This is a genomic window from Trichlorobacter sp. (assembly GCF_030247655.1).
GTDB lineage: Bacteria > Desulfobacterota > Desulfuromonadia > Geobacterales > Pseudopelobacteraceae > Trichlorobacter.
This window is the reverse complement of record NZ_JAOTRZ010000020.1, coordinates 21,206-27,762: the sequence shown is the minus strand read 5'-3', so window position 1 is coordinate 27,762 and position 6,557 is coordinate 21,206. Positions and strand designations below refer to the sequence as shown.

Sequence of the window (6,557 nt, the reverse complement as noted above, 5' to 3'; positions counted from 1 at the left end):
TTTCTGAGGTTGCCCCCGGGTCGCCTACAATCTGTGCTGAAGAACGAACCACTTCAGCTACCTGCTGCATCCCCTTGACCGCCTGATTCACCACCCGCTGACCTTCGTGGGCGCTGTCAGCCACCTGGGCAGCTGAATCAGCGGCATTGGTAGTGTTGCCTGCCACTTCGTTGACGGTCATGCTCATCTCTTCCATGGCTGTAGCGATCTGGTGGATCCGTTCTTCCAGATAATTCTTTCGCTCAATATCCTTGTACTGCTGCTCTTTGATGGTACGTTCTGCCGTAATGTCATTCCAGCAGGCCATGAAGCAAAGCAGTTTACTGCTGTCATTTGGATCCCAGATCGGGTAGGCCTTGGTCTGCAGGGTAACGCCACCGATCGGAATATCAGCAGAATGGGGCAGCTTGCCCCGTGGATCAGCAAAAATACTGCGGATACGGGCCGGATCTTTGTGGTACTGGTGGATTGAGTTGCCAAAGGCATTACCCACATCAGCGCCACGCAGGCCACTGTTCAGCTCTGAACGGTGTTGCTGCAGCAGTTCCTTGGCCTTGCGATTCATGTAAAAGATCTTATTGTCATTGGTGGTGTCGCAGAGCATGACTACGTTATCAACATTGTCCAGCATCTGCATCAGCTTCTTGATTTCATTGTCCTTGTCCAGCAGTTCCTGCTTGCTCGGTCCGCCGAAAAGTCCCATAACATGGCTCCTTTAATGCCTATGTAGTAACGCTTTTGATTAGCTCAGTATAAACGAGCAGAGGATAATTGCAAGGATCAGAAATGCGGGCTATGATGCCTGGTAAATCAGGTAGGGGGGATAGTGAATTATGACACATTGCGTACAACCTCTTCAGGTCATACTTGCTTTTTGGACGCTATATGTACTGGTTTGTTTACAACAGAAAAAACAGACAGCGCAACTGATCATTAGGCCGTTGGGTACAAATCTTAACTACCTGCAGGTAGGTCTTTCGTGCAAGAACTGATCACGGTAAAACAGCTTACCTGCCGTCACGGAGTTGTTGAGGCGTTGTCTGATATCAGTTTCAGTGTGTCCAGTGGCGACTATCTGGGGATTGTGGGACCCAACGGGTCAGGGAAAAGCACCCTGGTGCGAGCCTTGCTTGGGCTGATGCCAGCGTACCACGGTCAGATATCGCTCTTTGGCCAATCCCGTGACCGTTTCTCTGCCTGGGAACGACTGGGCTATCTACCCCAGAATCTGGGGCCGCTTAATCCTGCTTTTCCTGCCACAGTTTTTGAGGTGGTACAACTGGGCTTGCTGGCTGGTAAAACTCTTCCCAAGAGGCTCTGCCGCCATGACCGCAAACAGGTGCTGGAGATGTTGGAACGACTGGATGTCGGCCATTTGCAGCAACGGATGATCGGTGAACTGTCAGGTGGACAGCAGCAGCGGGTCATGCTGGCCCGAGCTCTGGTTAATAATCCAGAGCTGCTGATTATGGATGAACCAACCGCTGCCCTTGATCCTGAGATCCGGGACCGTTTTTATGAACTGGTGGCCCAGATGAACAAGGACAAAGGCACCACCGTGCTGCTGGTGACCCATGACACCGGTACCATTGGCCAGTATGCCTCAAGGATGCTGTATCTTGACAAAAGGGTCCTGTTCTTTGGGTCGTTTGATGAGTTCTGCCACTCTCCCGAGATGTCTGCCTTTTTCGGGGAACATTCACAGCATCTGATCTGCCACAGGCATTGATATGACGATACTTGAACTGTTTTCATACGGCTTTATGCAACGTGCCCTGCTGGCCGGTATCCTGATCGGCGTGCTCTGTGCGGTGCTTGGTGTGTTTCTGGTGCTGCGCCGGTTGTCATTGATTGGTGACGGTCTGGCTCATATCACCTTTGGCAGCGTGGCCCTGGCCCTGTTTGCAGGCCTGCAGGGGGCTGCCATGCTGCTGGTATCACTACCGGTGGTGTTACTGGCATCCTTGGGAATTTTAAAGCTGGCTGGCAAGGCCCGGCTGGGTGGAGATGCCGCCATCGGCATTGTTTCGTCGGTGGGGGTCTCGCTGGGGGTGTTGCTGGCGGTGTTGGGACGGGGCTATGGGGTTGACCTGTTCAGTTATCTGTTTGGCAGCATCCTTGCCATCAGCCAGGCAGAGCTGCTGGTGGCTGGCGGCCTGTTTGTGACGGTCATGGCTTTGTTATGGCTGTATTACAATGACCTGGTGGCCTTGACCTTTAACGAGGAGCTGGCAACAGTCAGTGGAGTCAGGGTCAGGTTTCTGAACGGTCTTCTTGCTGCCCTGACCGCCCTGACCGTGGTGCTGGCCATGAAGCTGGTGGGGGTGATGCTGATCTCTGCACTGTTGATCCTGCCTGCCTCTGCTGCCTTGCAGGTGGCCCGTGGATTCAGGATGACCGTGATTCTGTCGGTGCTGTTTTCACTTGTGGCCGTGGTGGGGGGGATTATGATCTCATTTCTGTTTAATCTGCCATCAGGGGCTACGATTATTCTGCTGGCGTTTGTGATTTTCTGTAGTGGCTATCTCTTCAGGCAGTTACAAACGGTTAAAAATAGAAGCTGAAATCCTTCCACTCATGCTTGTTATCTTCCAGGCTGGCAATCAGTTCATCCACAATATCCGGATCAAAATGTTTTTCTTTTTCCTTGATCATCTCTGCAATCGCCTCTTCCCTGCTCATGGCAGGCCGGAACGAGCGGGGTGAGACCATGGCATCAAAGGCATCAGCCACGCAGATGATCCGGGCATGCAGGGGGATCGATTCATCCTGCAACCGGGCCGGGTAGCCGGTGCCGTCCCAGCGTTCATGGTGGTGCATGATGGTGGGCAGGATATGGGAGAGGTTTTCCAGGCCCACGATCAGTAGACCTGCCTTAAGCGGGTGTTCCCGCATGATGATCTCTTCACGTTGATCAAGGGGCATCGGCTTGTTGAGGGTTTCTTCGGTGGTTCCGACCGCCTTGCCAATATCGTGCAGGATCGCACCGGCATAAAGATCCCGCAGCTCAATCTGGGATAAACCCATGCGGGCACCGATGGCCAGACTGATTTCAGCCACACGACGGGTATGACCCTGGATATAGGTGTCTTTGACCTCCAGTGCCTCCACTAGAACCTGAATCAGGTTGTTCACAAAGCGGGGATCCCATGTCTGGGCTATGTCATATGGTTTAGGCATAGTAGTTCCTATAGCGTAAATAGTAGTGCTGTCAACCAGGTTCTATCGTTTTCCCTGAGCCAACCGGATTGAAGCAGGATCTTTACGCAGCAACCACATGCAGACCGGCCCCAGTAATCCCCCCAGACCAACGGTGGTAAAGGCGATGCCCCAGGCACCATTGATGCCGGGCCAGGGCTGCCAGTTCTGGAAGGTATCCAAGGCCCAGCCAAAGACCGTGGGTGAAATCATCCCCATGGTGTAACCCACCAGCGATTGCATCCCCATGGCCGCCCCCAGATAGCCTGGCGCCACCAGTTCTGTAAGTGCTGTTGAAAAGACCGGCGATTCAGCCACAATCAGCCAGCCGTAAATGCTTCCAACAGCAAGGGTCAGCCAGAGATTGGTGTTGATCAGCCAGCCAAATGAGAGGGAACAGACAACTGAACCGAGCATGACCACTGTAACGGTGGTGGTACGGCCAAAGCGGTCAGACAGGCTGCCGGTGATGGCGGTGGAAAAGGTGCCGATCCCCACCAGAGCCGCAGCAGTGACTGCTGCCATGGCGGTTGCCTTACCGGTGCTGAACCCCCAACCGGTCAGTGCTGCGGCAAAAAACGGTGCCAGCCAGCTGCGCATACCGTACATCTCCCACATATGACTGGCATAGCCCAGGATAACCAGCAGGGCAGGACGATTCCGCAGGATCTCACCGCTAAATCCCAGCGGGGATGGCTGGGGCGGGGCAGGGCGGTACCCACGAAACACCAGTAGCGACAGACTGGCGCCAATAAAGACGCCGGAAGAACAGGCAAGCATGGCGGTCCGCCAGCCCCATATACCGGCAATGGTACCAGGTACCACCAACGACAGTGAGGCTCCCAGTACCAATGAACCGACATAGATCCCCACCGCCCTGCCACGCTGGTTGCTGGCAAAACGTTCTGCCACCAGTTTCAGGCCGGGCATGTAGGTGCCGCCCATGCCGATGCCGGTTAGTCCACGCAGGATCAGGCCGGACAGATAATCATGGGCATACAGACCAAACAACAGGTTGGCCACCCCTGACCAGAGTGCCGCAGTTATAAAGATCCAGCGGATGTTCAGGCGGTCAGACAGGGTACTGAGCAGGACTCCTGAGGCGATGTAGCCCAGTTGATAGACGGAAAAGATCACCCCGGCCTGGGTGTTGTTCATATCCCATTCAGTTTTAAGAATAGGCAGGATGGCAGAATAATTGATAAAAACCAGCATGATAAAGATCTGGCTGCAGCAAAGGGTCAGCAGCCAGACCGTATCGGAACGCTGGTTAGCAGGCTGTTGAAAAACGTTACGAGGAAGCATGGCTACAAGGCGCACGGCGCACAGCGACTGAGACATAACGGATAGTTAGGCGAAGGAGCGAGCACCGCGCAACGCCGTAGACAGGCTCCGCAGTAGTTTTTAACAGCCTGCTAGTCAAACAGTTCCGCCTCTGATAACAGCTTGCCGGACAGGTCTTTTGCTGACAGGAGTGGTTCGCCAGGCAGTGGCCAGGTGATACCTATGGCCGGATCGTCCCAGGCAATGGTCCGCTCAAATTCAGGTGCCCAGTAGTCAGTTGTCAGGTAGAGGAATTCCGCATGGTCGGAGGTAACACAAAAACCATGGGCAAAGCCTTCTGGTACCCACATTTGACGCTTGTTATCTGCTGAAAGGGTGGTGCCGAACCATTGACCGCAGGTTGGTGAAGAGCGACGAATATCCACAGCAACATCAAATACTTCTCCGCTGATGACACGAACCAGCTTGCCTTGTGGGTGTTGAATCTGGTAATGAAGCCCCCTCAATACATTGCGGGCAGAGCGGGAATGGTTGTGTTGTACAAATGACCGTTCAAGGCCGGTTGCCTTTTGCCAGGCCCGTTCATTATAGCTTTCAAAAAAGAATCCGCGGTCATCACCAAAGACCTTGGGTTCCAGGATTAGTACACCGGGCAGTGTGGTCGTCAGGCAGTTCATGGAAAGCGTTTCCTCCTGTGAGCAAGTCTGGTTGTCATAGCAGATAACAGAAAGATTGTGAATATTTGTTAGCAGGGGTGGAAAAATTGCAAAACTGCGGTAAGCTCTCACACATGGTACATGAAACAACCTTTGATAATGGTCTTCGGGTCGTAACCCAACAGGTTCCCGGTATGCATACGGTCTCGATCGGTGTTTGGGTGGCCAATGGCGCCCGCTGTGAACAGCCGGTGGAGCAGGGGGTTGCCCACTTTATTGAACACCTGCTGTTTAAAGGCACCAAGCGTCGCACTGCCCGGCAGATCACCCGTGAGATAGACTCACTGGGTGGCATTCTGAACGCCTTTACCAGTTACGAGTATGTCTGCTACTATGCAAAGGCCTTGGCCAAGACCTTGCCGCAGGTAGTTGATATCCTGTCCGACATGTTTTTGCATTCCACTTTTCCTGCTGATGAGATTGAAAAAGAGCGCAAGGTGGTGTTGCAGGAAATCAAGATGCGGGATGATGCGCCTGAAGAGTCAATCCATGACCGTCTGCACCAGAGTTTCTGGAAGGGACATCCACTGGGGCATCCGATTCTTGGTACTAAAGAGACCATTGGCACCATGTCCCGCGACGCCATTCTTGACTTTAGAAGCCACTGGTATCGACCCAGCGAGATCATCATTGCGGCGGCCGGAGGAGTTGAACATCAGGCTCTGGTTAAACTGTTGCAGAAATCTTTTTCCTGTCTGGAGCCGGGCGAGCCCCGTCGGGTGGACACTCACCAGAACCGTCAGGCAACAGGTCGGGTGCTGGAACTCTGTGAACGTGATCTGGAGCAGACCCTGATCTGTCTGGGTACTGAGGGTCTGCCTACTGGTTCACCAGAACGTTACAGCCTGATGATTTTAAACGCTATTCTGGGTGGCGGGATGAGTTCACGGCTGTTTGAAGAGATCCGCGAAAAACGTGGTCTGGCCTATTCGGTTTACTCCTATGTTTCTTCCTTTGCGGATGCCGGATCCATGGCGATCTATGCCGGTTCAGAGCGGGAGCGAAGCTGTGAGGCGGTCAAGATCATTCTGGAGGAAATGGCCCGTTTGCGTAATGAGTTGGTACCTCGGGATGAACTTGAGGCAGCACGTGAACAGATTAAGGGTAAGATATTGATGTCTCTGGAATCGAGTGATAGCTATATGTCACGTCTGGCGCGCAGTTACCTGAACTTTGGCCGGTATCAGCCGCTGGATGAAGTGATGGCAGGTTTTGATGCAGTCACCGCTGCTGATTTGGGACAGTTAGCAACCCGCCTGTTTCGTAATGAAGCCCTGAATATTCAGATTATGGGTAAGGTTGATCCACACTGCTTTGCTGAAAAATCTGAATTTATAGCCTTTTAGATCAATATTGTCG

General features: G+C 53.2%; 7 protein-coding genes. 3 read left to right on the top strand and 4 right to left on the bottom strand.

What is annotated here, in order from left to right; genetic code table 11:
• A partial coding sequence (locus OEL57_RS03325; protein ID WP_331489748.1) for a PAS domain-containing protein occupies positions 1-703 on the bottom strand: 703 nt, incomplete at its 3' end.
• Between the two features lie 276 nt (positions 704-979).
• Between OEL57_RS03325 and OEL57_RS03320 the strand changes: the two genes are divergently transcribed.
• Together OEL57_RS03320 and OEL57_RS03315 are read left to right on the top strand one after the other, a co-directional pair.
• On the top strand, positions 980-1,729 hold the full coding sequence (locus OEL57_RS03320) for a metal ABC transporter ATP-binding protein (protein WP_300737049.1): 750 nt from the start codon (positions 980-982) through the stop codon (positions 1,727-1,729).
• A gap of 1 nt (position 1,730) precedes the next feature.
• Positions 1,731-2,564: a metal ABC transporter permease gene (locus tag OEL57_RS03315; protein WP_300737047.1), complete on the top strand. Its 834-nt coding sequence runs from the start codon at positions 1,731-1,733 to the stop codon at positions 2,562-2,564.
• Here the strand turns inward: OEL57_RS03315 and OEL57_RS03310 are convergent.
• The 3 genes from OEL57_RS03310 to rfbC all read right to left on the bottom strand — a co-directional run bounded on the left by OEL57_RS03310 (position 2,548) and on the right by rfbC (position 5,159).
• Entirely contained in the window at positions 2,548-3,180 is a 633-nt protein-coding gene (locus OEL57_RS03310) for an HD-GYP domain-containing protein (protein ID WP_300737045.1), read from the bottom strand. The two genes, OEL57_RS03315 and OEL57_RS03310, sit on opposite strands and share 17 nt — an antisense overlap.
• Before the next feature lie 42 nt (positions 3,181-3,222).
• Complete coding sequence (locus OEL57_RS03305) at positions 3,223-4,503, bottom strand: MFS transporter (protein WP_300737042.1); 1,281 nt, start codon at positions 4,501-4,503, stop codon at positions 3,223-3,225.
• A gap of 110 nt (positions 4,504-4,613) precedes the next feature.
• The gene (rfbC, locus tag OEL57_RS03300) at positions 4,614-5,159 is read right to left on the bottom strand and encodes a dTDP-4-dehydrorhamnose 3,5-epimerase (RefSeq protein WP_300737040.1); all 546 of its coding nucleotides are present in this window, start codon (positions 5,157-5,159) and stop codon (positions 4,614-4,616) included.
• A gap of 113 nt (positions 5,160-5,272) precedes the next feature.
• On the opposite strand from rfbC, the gene OEL57_RS03295 reads away from it, so the two are divergent.
• Positions 5,273-6,544: a M16 family metallopeptidase gene (locus OEL57_RS03295; RefSeq protein ID WP_300737038.1), complete on the top strand. Its 1,272-nt coding sequence runs from the start codon at positions 5,273-5,275 to the stop codon at positions 6,542-6,544.
• Positions 6,545-6,557 lie beyond the last annotated feature (13 nt).